This window comes from Buttiauxella agrestis, assembly GCF_900446255.1.
Lineage (GTDB): Bacteria > Pseudomonadota > Gammaproteobacteria > Enterobacterales > Enterobacteriaceae > Buttiauxella > Buttiauxella agrestis.
On the sequence record NZ_UIGI01000001.1, the window covers coordinates 4,625,866 to 4,639,097 of the forward strand.

12 protein-coding genes are annotated in these 13,232 nt (G+C 51.7%); 3 read left to right on the forward strand and 9 right to left on the reverse strand.

What is annotated here, in order from left to right:
• Positions 1-53: 53 nt before the first annotated feature.
• Entirely contained in the window at positions 54-1,133 is a 1,080-nt protein-coding gene (gene alr, locus DY231_RS21875; RefSeq protein ID WP_115631531.1) for an alanine racemase, read from the reverse strand.
• Positions 1,134-1,303: 170 nt separating this feature from the next.
• Complete coding sequence (gene dnaB / locus DY231_RS21880; RefSeq protein ID WP_034492420.1) at positions 1,304-2,710, reverse strand: replicative DNA helicase; 1,407 nt, start codon at positions 2,708-2,710, stop codon at positions 1,304-1,306.
• 78 nt (positions 2,711-2,788) lie between these two features.
• On the opposite strand from dnaB, the gene DY231_RS21885 reads away from it, so the two are divergent.
• Positions 2,789-3,772 carry a quinone oxidoreductase gene (locus DY231_RS21885; protein WP_115631532.1) on the forward strand — a complete coding sequence of 328 codons (984 nt, stop codon included), beginning with the start codon at positions 2,789-2,791 and terminating at the stop codon, positions 3,770-3,772.
• Between the two features lie 214 nt (positions 3,773-3,986).
• Here DY231_RS21885 and dusA read toward each other — a convergent pair whose 3' ends face one another.
• From dusA to DY231_RS21900, 3 genes are all read right to left on the reverse strand, one after another.
• Positions 3,987-4,985, reverse strand: a complete 999-nt coding sequence (dusA, locus tag DY231_RS21890) for a tRNA dihydrouridine(20/20a) synthase DusA (protein WP_115631533.1) — start codon at positions 4,983-4,985, stop codon at positions 3,987-3,989.
• A 94-nt stretch (positions 4,986-5,079) separates the two neighbouring features.
• Positions 5,080-6,387, reverse strand: coding sequence for a conjugal transfer protein TraF (locus DY231_RS21895; RefSeq protein WP_115631534.1), 1,308 nt, complete (start codon positions 6,385-6,387; stop codon positions 5,080-5,082).
• Between the two features lie 168 nt (positions 6,388-6,555).
• A complete protein-coding gene (locus DY231_RS21900; protein WP_034492408.1) occupies positions 6,556-7,059 on the reverse strand; it encodes a cupin domain-containing protein in 504 nt (167 codons plus the stop codon).
• Between the two features lie 109 nt (positions 7,060-7,168).
• On the opposite strand from DY231_RS21900, the gene zur reads away from it, so the two are divergent.
• Positions 7,169-7,684: a zinc uptake transcriptional repressor Zur gene (gene zur / locus DY231_RS21905; protein WP_115631535.1), complete on the forward strand. Its 516-nt coding sequence runs from the start codon at positions 7,169-7,171 to the stop codon at positions 7,682-7,684.
• Positions 7,685-7,746: 62 nt separating this feature from the next.
• Here the strand turns inward: zur and DY231_RS21910 are convergent, their stop codons facing one another.
• From DY231_RS21910 to DY231_RS21925, 4 genes are all read right to left on the reverse strand, one after another.
• Entirely contained in the window at positions 7,747-7,956 is a 210-nt protein-coding gene (locus tag DY231_RS21910) for a CsbD family protein (RefSeq protein ID WP_034492637.1), read from the reverse strand.
• Positions 7,957-8,114: 158 nt separating this feature from the next.
• Complete coding sequence (dinF, locus tag DY231_RS21915) at positions 8,115-9,446, reverse strand: MATE family efflux transporter DinF (RefSeq protein ID WP_115631536.1); 1,332 nt, start codon at positions 9,444-9,446, stop codon at positions 8,115-8,117.
• A gap of 73 nt (positions 9,447-9,519) precedes the next feature.
• On the reverse strand, positions 9,520-10,128 hold the full coding sequence (gene lexA, locus DY231_RS21920; RefSeq protein WP_034492403.1) for a transcriptional repressor LexA: 609 nt from the start codon (positions 10,126-10,128) through the stop codon (positions 9,520-9,522).
• Between the two features lie 108 nt (positions 10,129-10,236).
• Positions 10,237-10,605, reverse strand: coding sequence for a diacylglycerol kinase (locus tag DY231_RS21925; protein WP_034492402.1), 369 nt, complete (start codon positions 10,603-10,605; stop codon positions 10,237-10,239).
• Between the two features lie 126 nt (positions 10,606-10,731).
• Here DY231_RS21925 and plsB point away from each other — a divergent pair, with 126 nt between their 5' ends.
• A complete protein-coding gene (gene plsB, locus DY231_RS21930; protein ID WP_115631537.1) occupies positions 10,732-13,161 on the forward strand; it encodes a glycerol-3-phosphate 1-O-acyltransferase PlsB in 2,430 nt (809 codons plus the stop codon).
• Positions 13,162-13,232: the final 71 nt, after the last annotated feature.

Consider the following 13,232-nt stretch of genomic DNA (forward strand, 5'->3'; position numbering starts at 1 on the left):
GTTCTCCTGGTTTACAGTGTCGCGGACAACCAATGTAAACCAGGGAAGGACAACTAGTCCAGATACTCCATCGCCACCCTTGAAGTCAGGCGCGTGATAAGTTCGTAAGCACTCACTTTTGTGATTTCTGCAATGCGTTCGACCGGCAGGTTATCGCCCCACATCACCACGCTATCGCCCACTTTTTCTGCTGAGTTCGGGCCAAGATCGACACAAATCATGTCCATGGCAACACGCCCGACAATCGGCACTTCGCGGCCATTCACCAGCACTGGCGTACCGGATGGTGCTGCGCGTGGATAACCGTCGCCGTAGCCAATTGCCACCACACCCAGGCGGGTATCGCGCTGCGCAATCCAGGTGCCGCCGTAACCTACCGCTTCACCCGCTTTGTGTTCGCGAACGGCAATCAGGCTGGAAGTGAGAGACATCACCGGCTGAAAACCAAAATCCGTGCCCCACGGTTTTTGCTCCAGCGGAGAAACGCCGTACAAGATAATGCCAGGGCGAACCCAATCCAGATGCGAGTCCGGCCACAACAGGATGCCGCCAGATGCGCCAATGGAACGCTCCCCTGGTTTGCCTGCGGTAAACGAATTGAAAATATCGAGCTGGCGCAGCGTGGCGTCAGATTCCGGCTCATCAGCACGCGCAAAATGACTAACGATATTTACCGGCTGGCTGACGTTTTTACAGCGGCAAAGGCGCTGATAAAAGGCCTCGGCTTCTTCAGGCAAGATGCCCAAGCGGTGCATGCCGGTATCCAGCTTCATCCATACGGCAATCGGATGGCTTAACTCGGCCTGCTCCAGCGCTTCAAGCTGTTCGATACAGTGGACGGCGGTCTGGAAATTTTGCCCGGCAATCGTCGGCAGGTCGGTTGCATTGAAGAAACCTTCGAGCAGCAGGATGGGCTGAGTGATTCCCCCTGCACGCAATCGAACACCTTCTTCAAGACGTGCAACGCCGAAAGCATCGGCATCAGTCAGGGTAAGGGCCGTCTCCAGAAGACCATGCCCATATGCGTTTGCTTTCACAACCGCCACCATTCGACTGTTTGGTGCCAGTTCGCGCAGGCGTTGCAGGTTGTGTCGCAGAGCGCGGCGGTTAATTTTTACGGTTGCCGCTTGCATGTTCGTTCCTTGCGAAATTTTTGTATATGGAATTGGAATGCCCAAATCCTCTAAATCATTCGGGCTGCAAGAAGGCGGCAAACTCGTGAATCCCCATGAGCTTACACAAGTAAGCGATTAGGGTAAGCGAGTGCAGCCAACGCACTTGCAGCGTGAAGGATAACGAGGATTTAATCTTCGTCGTATTGAGGACCAGCATAGTTATCGAAGCGCGAGAACTGCCCGTTAAACGTCAGGCGCACGGTGCCGATTGGGCCGTTACGCTGTTTACCGAGGATGATTTGCGCGATGCCTTTCTCGTCACTGTTATCGTTATAAACTTCGTCACGATAGATAAACATGATTAAGTCGGCATCCTGCTCGATGGAGCCGGATTCACGCAAGTCGGAGTTGACCGGGCGTTTATCAGCACGTTGCTCCAAAGAACGGTTAAGCTGCGAGAGCGCCACCACCGGCACCTGTAGCTCTTTTGCCAACGCTTTCAGGGAACGCGAAATCTCGGCGATTTCCAGCGTACGGTTATCAGACAGCGACGGCACGCGCATCAATTGCAGGTAGTCGATCATGATCAGGCTCAGGCCGCCATGTTCGCGGTAGATACGGCGAGCACGCGAGCGCACTTCCGTTGGCGTCAGGCCGGATGAGTCATCAATGTACATGTTGCGTTTTTCAAGCAAGATGCCCATGGTGCTGGAAATTCGCGCCCAGTCTTCATCGTCGAGCTGACCGGTACGGATTTTGGTCTGGTCAACGCGTGACAGCGACGCCAGCATACGCATCATGATTTGTTCGCCGGGCATCTCGAGGCTGAAAATCAGCACCGGTTTTTCCTGCAACATCGCGGCGTTTTCGCACAAGTTCATCGCAAACGTGGTTTTACCCATCGACGGACGCGCCGCCACAATGATCAGATCCGACTTTTGCAGACCCGCAGTTTTCTTGTTCAAATCCTGGTAGCCCGTATCCACACCCGTTACGCCATCGTGCGGTGTCTGGTAAAGCGTTTCGATACGCGAGACTGTCGCTTCGAGGATCTGGTCGATGCTTTTTGGCCCTTCGTCTTTATTCGCGCGGCTCTCAGCAATCTGGAACACGCGGGATTCGGCGAGGTCGAGCAAGTCTTCGCTGGTGCGCCCTTGCGGGTCGTAACCGGCATCGGCGATTTCATTCGCCACAGAAATCATTTCACGAACTACGGCACGTTCACGCACGATATCGGCGTAAGCGCTGATGTTCGCCGCACTTGGCGTGTTTTTTGATAATTCGGCCAGATAGGCGAAACCGCCAACGCTTTCCAGATTGCCCTGAAGTTCAAGGGATTCAGAAAGCGTGATCAGATCGATGGGCTTGCTCATTTCGAGCAAACGCTGCATCTCGGTGAAGATCATGCGGTGTGGACGGCTGAAAAAATCGTTAGCCACGACGCGCTCGGAAACGTTATCCCAGCGTTCGTTGTCCAGCATTAAACCGCCCAACACCGACTGCTCCGCTTCCAGAGAATGTGGCGGCATTTTCAGCCCTTCCATCTGACGATCGCGGGGTTCTTTCGGTTTGTTGAAGGGTTTATTTCCTGCCATAGTGAGGGAGTTACCAAAATCAGATAAGAGAGACGAGAGTTTACTCTATCTCCCTCCGAGGAAACAGAAGGAGTTCTCATGGCAACACGCATTGAATTTAGTCAACACGGCGGGCCTGAAGTGCTAAAAGTCGCGGAATTCACCCCAACGGCCCCCGCAGAACACGAAGTGCAAGTTGAGAATAAAGCGATTGGTATCAACTACATTGATACATACATCCGCAGCGGTTTATACCCGCCGCCGATGCTACCCAGCGGTCTCGGTACAGAAGCTGCGGGGGTCGTGACTAAAGTTGGCAGTGCAGTAACACATCTTAAAGTCGGCGACCGCGTGGTGTACGCACAGTCCGGGCTTGGCGCATACAGCAGCGTTCACAATGTGCCTGCCGATAAAGCCGCAAAACTTCCGGACGCTATCTCTTTTGAGCAAGCTGCCGCGTCGTTCCTCAAGGGGCTGACAGTCTATTATCTGCTGCGTAAAACCTACGATATCAAAGCCAATGAAGTTTTCTTATTCCATGCTGCGGCCGGTGGCGTTGGGCTGATCGCCTGCCAGTGGGCGAAAGCGTTGGGTGCCAAATTAATCGGCACGGTCGGCTCTGCGCAAAAAGCAGAAAGCGCCAAACAAGCTGGCGCCTGGCAGACCATTAATTATCGCGAAGAGAATCTTGTCGAACGTGTAAAAGAGATAACGAACGGCAAAAAAGTAGCTGTGGTGTATGACTCGGTTGGGAAGGATACCTGGGAATCATCGCTGGATTGTCTTCAGCGCCAGGGTTTGATGGTGAGTTTTGGCAACTCCTCCGGCCCGGTTACGGGTGTGAATCTGGGCATTTTGAACCAGAAAGGCTCGCTGTATGTTACTCGTCCGTCACTAAATGGTTACGTGACCACGCGTGAAGAGCTTGAGGAAGCCTGCAACGAACTGTTCTCGTTGATTGCCAGCGGCGTGATAAAAGTCGATGTGTCTGATAACCAGAAGTTTGCGTTGAGCGATGCCGCTCTGGCTCATACAACGCTGGAGAGCCGCAGCACGCAAGGCTCTAGTTTACTGATTCCATAAAAGAATTTGGGCCTCCCGAGGGAAGCCCATTCTTTTTTTGTTCGCACGGTATGTAGGGTACAGCGCGATGAATTCGTGTTTTCGCAACCCGTTAATAATGTCAGGTTTGGTAAATAATTGATATCCCGCGACCCGCAAACTTAGCCAGAAAGATGCGAGGTTGTGATCAACTCCGCAATACCCGAGCAATTCACAAAGGTATTACCGTCTAAAGTTAGCGTTTGTCAGCAACCAATGACAGTGCATGTTCCACGACATCAATTCCGGCACCCGCTTTATGGGCGTTTTCGCTCAGGTAACGACGCCACTGACGCGCACCGGGGATCCCCTGGAACAGACCAAGCATATGGCGAGTAACATGGCCTAAGTAAGTGCCGTTTGCCAGTTCACGCTCGATGTACGGGTACATGGCGCGAACTGCCGCAACGGTATCGACTTCCTGCGAATCAATGCCAAAAATCTCACGATCCACCGCCGTCAGCAGGCCAGGGTTTTGATAGGCTTCGCGCCCGATCATCACGCCATCCATATGTTCCAGATGCGCTTTCACTTCTTCCAGCGATTTGATACCGCCGTTAATCGACATCGTTAAATGCGGAAAATCACGCTTCAACTGGTAAACACGCGGGTAATCCAGCGGTGGAATTTCACGGTTTTCCTTCGGGCTTAAACCCGAAAGCCAGGCTTTACGGGCATGAATGATGAACATTTCACATTCGCCCTTCCCGGCAACCGTACCGATAAAATCGCACAAGAATTCGTAACTGTCCTGGTCATCAATGCCGATACGCGTTTTGACGGTGACAGGGATAGACACCACGTCGCGCATCGCTTTGATGCAATCAGCAACGCGCTGCGCATCCGCCATCAGACATGCGCCAAACATACCGTTTTGCACCCGATCAGACGGACAACCGACGTTCAGGTTAATTTCATCGTAGCCACGTTCTTCAGCCAGTTTCGCGCATTGTGCCAGCGCGGCCGGGTCGCTACCGCCTAACTGCAACGCGATGGGATGTTCGTCTTCGCTGTACGCCAGATAATCCCCTTTGCCATGAATAATCGCACCGGTGGTCACCATTTCGGTGTACAGCAGTGTCTGGCTTGAAAGCTGACGCAAGAAATAACGGCAGTGGCGATCGGTCCAGTCGAGCATCGGTGCAATGGAAAAACGATGTGGCTGGAATGGAGTCGGGCTGATTTGTGAGGACATAGGCACTGGCGTTTACGGGCTACGGTTAAAAAAGGGTCGCTACTATAGCATAAAGCAGCGTCGGGACACCCGCTCGTCCCGACGGCTATTTTTATCAGAAGGTGACGCTAAGCTGTGCGCCTGCACCCCATGTCTGGTCCTCGCCGTACAGCCCCATTAAATCAACATGTACGCGATTAAAGGGTGCAAAGCCAACACCGCCGGTAAAGACGTTGCTATCGTTTGCTTTAACATCTGCGCGATAGCCCGCCCGCACGGCAAGCCATGACAGCGGCGTAATTTCTGCACCGACCCCAACGTACTGCGAGTCTTCTTCGCTTTTGAAGCCTTTGGTTTCGGTGAGATCGCCATCGGCGCTAAGGGTAATGAGGTCGTTATGCCAGGAGACACCTGCGGTCACTAATGGACGAATTTGGTAAGTGTCTTTGTAATTAACCGTCTCACCGGTTCTACCATTAGTGATAAGGATGTCTTTGGTATCAATGTCACGTGAAACAAGGTTCTGACCGCTCAAACCTACCGTCCAGTTTTCGCCAAAATCGGCTGCCATACCCGCATCGACGTTGAAACCCGTGTCGTCATTACGGTAGCGACTACTGTTCCAGTCGTTGCTGTCATAGGAATAGATCGACGTGGTGTAGTTGTATAACCAGGTTTTTTGCAGCTTTGGCGTGATGCCAAATGAAACCGGTACGCCACCCAGATCAAACTGCTTCGCCAACGCTACACCATAGTCGGAGACAATAGCAGCGCGACCTGATGCGGTAGAGTTCAGCTGGCTGGTAATAGCATCGGAGCCGTTAATAGCGGCGTCCAACGCCACCCCACCTGCAACAACATTAGAATTAGCAATGCCGTTGAGGTAATCAATATCTTGTTGATCAATAGAGGAACTGACGTGCGCACGCGCATAAGCTTTCGCAACAAATGCCACCGAAAGCACGTCATTCGGAATGCTGACTGCGATGCTCGCCCCCGCTTTAGCGTTTGCGGTTTTCCCTTTCAGATCGTTTAGTTCACCAGCCAGATCGCCCGCCGCCCCCTGAAGCTGATTGAGTGACCCATTTGGGTTTAACAGGATATCCTGCAGGGTAAGATCGTCGATAACATTTTTGTATTGATCGACCTTATCGCTAATTTCATCAATCTGATCCTGCAGATTATCTTTATCAGTAATTTGCCCGCTGACCGCCGGCAGAATTACCGTCACCGTGTCATCCTCCTTTGCCTTTGCCAGCAAGGCGGGGTTGGTGAGTACACCACTGCCATAACTTGCGGAGGCAACACCTGTGCCCCCCATTGCATCACTACGTGCTTCAGCCCAGGTGCCAGCCGCGAAGACCGGATTTGCCACAAATAAAGATGCAGCGCTAAGCGCCACCAAACTTTTAATTTTTTTCATTCACCGCTCGTCTGTTGATCAGTTGTAATAACTAGCCCCCGCCAGTTATGACTGAACGCAGGCAGACTATTGCTGTGAATAAAAAGTTAAAAAGTGAGCTGTTTCGCCCATAGAAATCCTGTTTCTATCCATCAGGATTATCGGTTCAAAATTCCTTTGCAGACTTATTTATAGTTTACCGTTCGTTTTTCGGGAAGGCAGACCATCATGCTGACCAAAGAATTGCGGCGGATGGTCAATCCAGCGATCTTTACGTTGTGCTGCGTAAGAGGGGTTTAAGGGGTAGTAAATTCTGTTTTCCGCTTTATTGGCTTCGCCGACAATCAGCAACCGAACTTCATGTTCGGTGTTATTAATAAAAGTATGGCAAACGCCTGTCCCTGCCGGGAAACCGACACTATCACCTGGTTCCAGCGCATAGAGGTGCCCGTTAATCCACACTTGTGGATGCCCTTCCAGGACATAAGCAAACTCTTCTTCACTGCTTTCGGCATGGGGATAAGAAGTCCGGCGGCCGGGTAGCAGGCGTTCGTGATGAATCCCCAGGCGTGTTAAACCTAGTTTGCGAGCCAGCGGCGCGCCAATGGAAAATAATTCAGTGCTATCGGGATAGGTTGAATCATCTTCACCTTCCAGTTCTTTCCAGTGGCGAATGCAATCAGGTTTATTCATAACAAACTCCGGGATAGTCATCTCAAAAGGATGTGACCAGAATGGCGCACCATTCGGCGTTTTTTGCGCATTGTGGTAAAGTGTAGGGCTAATCTACAGGGGAATGCTGATGGACATCACGACTTCACAAAACGTGTTAGCGCAGGCTGAAAAACTATGCGAGCAGCGTAATGTGCGCCTGACGCCACAACGCCTTGAAGTGCTGCGTTTGCTGACACAGCAGGCAGGTGCAATCAGCGCTTATGACTTGCTGGATTTACTGCGTGCCAGCGAACCGCAAGCTAAACCCCCGACGGTGTATCGTGCGCTCGATTTTCTTCTCGAACAAGGTTTTGTACACCGTGTAGAGTCAACCAACAGCTATGTTTTATGCCATCTTTTTGATCAACCGACTCACTCATCAGCCATGTTTATCTGCGACCGATGTGGCGCGGTGAAAGAACAGGGTGCGGAAGGCGTAGAAGATATTATGCAGCAATTAGCAGCCCAATCAGGCTTTGCTCTGCATCATAATGTTATTGAGGCGCATGGATTGTGCAGTGCTTGTGCGGAGGTTGAAGCGTGTAGCCACCCGGAAGCGTGTGGGCATGACCATTCGATTCAGTCAAAGAAGAAGTCGCGTTAGGGTATTTGGTACGTCCGTGTACCTGGGCAGGGCTGAGAGTTAACACATCTGAGGGAAACTAATTACCAACGGTATTTGTTGCGAGTTTCCCAATCAACGACCTCTTCCTCTGCCTTATCCTTTTCATATCCATAACGTTCCTGGATTTTGCCGACAAGCTGATCGCGTTTCCCTTCAATGACGGTCATATCATCGTCAGTCAGTTTGCCCCATTTCTCTTTTACTGTGCCTTTGAACTGTTTCCAGTTACCGCCGATTTCGTCTTTATTCATAATAATATCCTCATCGTTCGGTGAAAAATTACTAACAAAAAATTACCATCGTCCGGGTGCTTCCGTTTGGCTGACACCCTGTTTCTGCTGGACGTGGAAATAATTGTAGTCAAGGATATGGCGGTATGGGGAAAACTAAGAATGTTTAACCTAACGGCTTAATTTTGAACATTGTTAAACCAGGTGTTTTTCTGCCAGTGGCGACGCCATATCCAGCCCAGCGACAAACCTCGTAACGCAAGGAATACAGCCAGCGAAAGCCACAGCCCGTGGTTGCCTAAATACGGTACGGTAAACATCGACAGGCCAAAGCCCAACGCCGCGACAGCCATGCTATTGCGCATTTCAGTCCCTCGAGTTGCACCAATAAACATGCCATCAAGCAAATAGCACCACACGCCGACAACGGGTAAAATTATCTGCCAATACAAATAGATATCCGCTTGCCGTTGCAGCTCAGCAATTGACGTCAAAAGGGAAACAATTTGCTCACCCAACAAGGCATAAACGGCGGCGAATGCCAGCGCGACTAAACCTGCCTGGCGACATGCAGCCCCCCAGACTTCGAGTAATTGCCCCCGATTTCTGGCCCCATAAGCCTGCCCGGAATGCGCCTCAACGGCATAGGCAAAACCATCGAGCGCGTAAGCGGTGAAGGTCAGCAACGTCATTAGTACCGCATTCACCGCGACGATTTCACTGCCCAAACGCGCGCCAAAGATGGTCACGGAGGCAAAGCAAATCTGTAATAACAGCGAGCGGAGCATGATGTCACGGTTAAGCGCCAACAAGCGCCGAACATTACCGCGCCAAGCCTGTTTGAGTATTTCACCACTGATTCCACGCAGGCCCATGACCTTTTTCACCATGAGCAAGCCGATGATAAATGTGGCGTATTCAGCCGTGACGGTAGCGAGTGCAGCCCCCTGAACATTCATATGCAGCCCCATCACCAGCCACACGTCGAGCACAATATTCAGAACGTTACCGACCACTAACAAGATAACCGGCGCGCGTGCGTATTGAACGCCCAGCAACCAGCCGAGCAAGACCAAATTAGCCAGGGAAGCCGGGGCGCTTAGCCAACGAATCTCAAGAAAACGTCGCGCTTGATAGAGCACATCCTGATTACCACCGACAATACGCAGAGCCAGTGAGATTAGCGGTTCGCGCAGCAAGACAATGGCAATACCCGCTCCGAGTGCCAGCAATAAAGGCTGAACCAGTGCGCGAGCTAAAGCGGAGGGGTTGTTTGCACCAAAGGCCTGGGCGGTTAAGCCGGTGGTACTCATGCGCAGAAACAGCAATAACATAAACAGGAAGCTGGTTGCTGTCGCACCAATGGCAACGCCGCCCAAATAAACAGGACTATCCAGATGACCAATAACGGCGGTATCGACAAGGCCAAGCAGCGGGACGGTAATGTTGGAGAAAATCATGGGTAAAGCGAGGCGCCAGAGCGCACGATCCGCTGTGGAGAATAATTGCATGACCTCTCCTGAAGGAGATCAAAGAGAATTAAGACAGTGATGCGCACTTAAATGCGCATCACCTAAAGAGATTTTACAGCCAGTCACCGTTGCGAATTACGCCAACAGCCAGCCCTTCAATCGAGAAGTTATGCTCGCGCAGGTCAACCACTATCGGCTCGAATTCGCTGTTTTCTGGCAGCAGGTGAACGGTATTCCCCTGCTGTTTCAAACGTTTAACTGTCACTTCATCATCAATGCGCGCCACCACAACCTGGCCGTTACGCACATCCTGAGTTTTATGCACCGCCAGTAAATCACCGTCCATAATACCGATGTCTTTCATAGACATCCCACTGACGCGCAGCAGGAAGTCGGCATTCGGTTTGAACAGTGAAGGATCTACCTGGTAATGGCCTTCGATATGCTGCTGCGCAAGGAGTGGTTCACCCGCAGCGACGCGCCCAACCAGCGGGATGCCGGTGATCTCTTCCACCAGCAAGCGAATGCCACGCGAAGCGCCGGAAACAATCTCAATCACGCCTTTACGGGCGAGAGCTTTTAAATGTTCTTCAGCAGCGTTCGGTGAACGGAACCCCAGACGTTGAGCAATCTCGGCACGTGTCGGTGGCATGCCGGTCTGGCTGATATGATCCCGAATAAGATCAAACACCTCTTGCTGCCTGGTAGTTAACGCTTTCATTCCGCCCCCTGGGTGTTTATACAGTTATGCTGTGAGTATATACAGTTAAAGGCGAATTTGGAACCACAAATTAAGCAAAAAACCAGGCACTTAACTATTCTGGAAAGACTATCGCAAATGCTGCCAAAGCAGCGTGACCCAGGTAATTACTGCAAGGATAATGGCGATTAATACAGCGGCTGAGCCCATATCTTTCGCTCGCCCGGAAAGCTCGTGATAGTCAGTACCAACACGGTCAACGAGGGCCTCAATAGCGCTATTGAGGATTTCGACAATCATCACCAGCACGACTGAACCAATCAGTAAAATACGGGTAATAGGGTCAACATCTAACCAGCAGGCAATAGCGATGGCGATGACAGCCGAAACGCCCTCCTGGCGGAAAGCAGCTTCGTTGATCCAGGCCGCTTTTAGCCCTTTCCATGAATAGCCTGCAGCTTTGATAATACGGGTAAGTCCAGTGGTACTACTCGCCATTTTGGGCAACCTTTTCAAATTATTTGCATCAATGCTTGTCAAAATTATAACGCCACAGAAATCTGGGTCAGATTCTGATATTCTTGCGGCGAATTTGCATCATTAACCTGAGGCTTTACATCGTTTATGTCAGGCTGGCCAAGAATCTACTACAAATTACTTAATTTACCATTAGGCGTTCTGGTAAAGAGCAAGTCTATTCCGGCAGATCCACAAGCCGAACTGGGCTTAGATCCCACACGTCCAATAATGTACGTGCTGCCCTATAACTCAAAGGCGGACTTATTAACCCTGCGCGCTCAATGCCTCGCGCATAACTTGCCCGACCCTCTCGAGCCGTTAGAAATCGACGGAGCGGTGCTGCCGCGCTATGTCTTTATCCATGGCGGGCCGCGTGTATTCACTTATTACACGCCAAAAGAAGAGTCGATCAAGCTGTTCCATGATTACCTCGATTTGCACCGTAGCAATCCAAATCTGGATGTGCAGATGGTGCCTGTTTCGGTCATGTTTGGCCGTTCACCGGGGCGCGAAAAAGGCGAAGTGAATCCGCCATTAAGAATGCTCAACGGCATTCAGAAATTCTTCGCCGTCTCCTGGCTTGGCCGCGACAGCTTTGTGCGTTTTTCTGCACCGGTTTCGCTGCGCCAGATGGCAACCGATCACGGTACAGATAAAAAAATCGCTCAGAAACTGGCGCGAGTGGCACGTATGCACTTCGCACGTCAGCGCCTGGCGACTGTCGGGCCGCGTCTGCCGGTACGCCAGGATCTGTTTAACAAACTTCTGGCATCAAAAGCTATCGCCCGCGCGGTAGAAGACGAAGCGCGTAGCAAGAAAATCTCCCATGAAAAGGCGCAGCAAAATGCTGTCGCGCTGATGGAAGAAATTGCGGCCAACTTCTCTTATGAAGCCGTTCGTTTGACCGACCGCGTGTTAGGTCTGACGTGGAACCGTTTGTACCAGGGCATTAACGTTCACAACGCTGAGCGTGTGCGCCAACTGGCTCATGACGGCCACGAGATTGTCTATGTGCCCTGCCACCGCAGCCACATGGACTACATGCTGCTGTCTTACGTGCTTTATCACCAGGGGTTAGTTCCTCCGCACATCGCGGCGGGTATCAACCTGAATTTCTGGCCAGCAGGCCCGATTTTCCGTCGCCTGGGCGCGTTCTTTATTCGCCGTACCTTTAAAGGCAGCAAACTCTATTCCACCGTGTTCCGTGAATATCTTGGCGAGCTGTTTAGCCGTGGCTATTCCGTTGAATACTTTGTGGAAGGTGGGCGTTCCCGTACCGGGCGTTTGCTTGACCCGAAAACCGGCACGCTGTCGATGACCATTCAGGCCATGCTGCGCGGCGGTACTCGTCCAATTACATTGGTGCCAATTTACATTGGCTACGAGCATGTAATGGAAGTGGGGACTTACGCCAAAGAACTGCGCGGTGCGACTAAAGAAAAAGAGAGCTTTATGCAGATGGTGCGCGGGCTGAGCAAGCTGCGTAACCTCGGCCAGGGCTATGTGAACTTCGGCGAACCGATGCCGTTGATGACATTCCTCAATCAGCGTGTTCCTGAGTGGCGTGATTCAATCGATCCAATCGAAGCGATTCGCCCGGCGTGGCTGACGCCAACGGTCAATGAAATTGCTGCCGAGTTGATGGTGCGTATCAACAATGCAGGGGCGGCAAATGCCATGAACCTGTGCTGTACCGCATTACTTGCGTCGCGTCAGCGTTCACTTACTCGTGAACAATTGACCGAGCAGCTCAATTGCTACTTGAGCCTGTTGCGTAATGTGCCGTATTCACCAGATGCGACTACGCCAGACCAGTCAGCAGAAGCACTGATTGAACACGCGTTGCAAATGAACAAGTTTGAAGTAGAGAAAGATACTATCGGTGACATCATCATTCTGCCGCGTGAGCAGGCGGTACTGATGACTTATTACCGTAACAACATCTTGCATATGCTGGTGTTGCCTTCTCTGCTGGCCGCGATTATCACGCAGCATCGCCACATTTCACGCGGAGAGCTTCTGCGTCAGGTCGAATTACTCTACCCGATGCTGAAAGCTGAGCTTTTCCTGCGCTGGGAAAAGGCGCAGCTTGTCAGTGAAATGGACGCGCTGCTCAATGAGATGGTTCGTCAGGAACTGATTACTCTTGCGGGTGATGAAGTACTGATTAACCCGGCTCGTTCACGCACTATGCAGCTTCTGGCTGCGGGTGTTCGTGAAACACTGCAACGTTACGCGATTACTTTCTGGCTGTTGAGCGCTAATCCGTCCATCAACCGCGGGACACTGGAGCGCGAAAGCCGCACCGTTGCCCAGCGCTTGTCTGTTTTGCATGGTATTAACGCACCGGAGTTCTTTGATAAAGCCGTGTTCACCTCGCTGGTATTAACCCTGCGTGATGAAGGCTATATCAGCGATACCGGGGATGCGGAGCCAACCGAAACCATGAAGGTCTACCAGATGCTGGCTGAACTGATCATGCCGGATGTGCGTTTGACGATTGAAAGTGCAACCTCGCAGGCTGCGACTGAGTAAAACGAAACAGGCGGGGAAACCCGCCTGTTTTTTTAGACTTGTAGGGCGTATAAACGAAGTGCCATCCGCCA